1 protein-coding gene is annotated in these 1,050 nt (G+C 67.5%); it reads right to left on the bottom strand.

The genetic code is table 11. The annotated features are described in order from the left end of the window. On the bottom strand, positions 1 to 1,050 hold a 1,050-nt coding region (gene ispG, locus WBN91_RS39055; RefSeq protein ID WP_337729344.1), incomplete at both ends, for a flavodoxin-dependent (E)-4-hydroxy-3-methylbut-2-enyl-diphosphate synthase.

Raw genomic sequence — 1,050 nt, 5'->3', positions numbered from 1 at the left:
TCGGCGATGCGCATGGCCTCCTCGATGAGGGTCTCGACGATCTGGTGCTCGGGGACGGTCTTGATGACCTTGCCCTTGACGAAGATCTGGCCCTTGCCGTTACCGGAGGCCACGCCCAGGTCGGCCTCGCGTGCCTCGCCCGGCCCGTTCACCACGCAGCCCATCACGGCCACCCGCAGCGGGACCTCCATGCCCTCCAGACCCGCGGTGACCTGCTCGGCCAGCGTGTACACGTCCACCTGCGCCCGACCACACGACGGGCACGACACGATCTCCAGCTTCCGCGGACGCAGGTTCAGCGACTGGAGGATCTGGTGGCCGACCTTGACCTCCTCCACCGGAGGAGCCGACAACGACACCCGGATCGTGTCCCCGATCCCCTGCCGCAACAACGCCCCGAACGCCACCGCGGACTTGATCGTGCCCTGGAACGCCGGACCCGCCTCCGTCACCCCCAGGTGCAGCGGGTAGTCGCACTGCTCCGCCAGGATCTCGTAGGCCCGGATCATCACCACCGGGTCGTTGTGCTTCACACTGATCTTCAGGTCGTGGAAGTCGTGCTCGGCGAACAGCGACGCCTCCCACAACGCCGACTCCGCCAACGCCTCCGGCGTCGCCTTGCCGTACTTCGCCATCAACCGCGGATCCAACGACCCCGCGTTCACCCCGATCCGGATCGGCGTGTTGTGGTCCTTCGCCGCTTGGGCGATCTCCCGGACCTTGTCGTCGAACTTCTTGATGTTGCCCGGGTTCACCCGCACCGCCGCGCACCCGGCCTCGATCGCCGCGAACACGTACTTCGGCTGGAAGTGGATGTCCGCGATCACCGGGATCTGCGACTTGCGCGCGATCGCCGCCAACGCGTCCGCGTCGTCCTGCGACGGACACGCCACCCGCACGATGTCACACCCCGCCGCGGTCAACTCCGCGATCTGCTGGAGCGTCGCGTTCACATCCGCCGTCACCGTCGTCGTCATCGACTGCACCGACACCGGGAACTCACTGCCCACACCGACGGACCCCACCATCAACTGGCGGGTCTTGCGGCGC

It is taken from the genome of Saccharothrix sp. CCNWYY140 (assembly GCF_037401995.1).
Lineage (GTDB): Bacteria > Actinomycetota > Actinomycetes > Mycobacteriales > Pseudonocardiaceae > Actinosynnema.
This window is presented reverse-complemented; position numbering and strand designations above follow the sequence as displayed.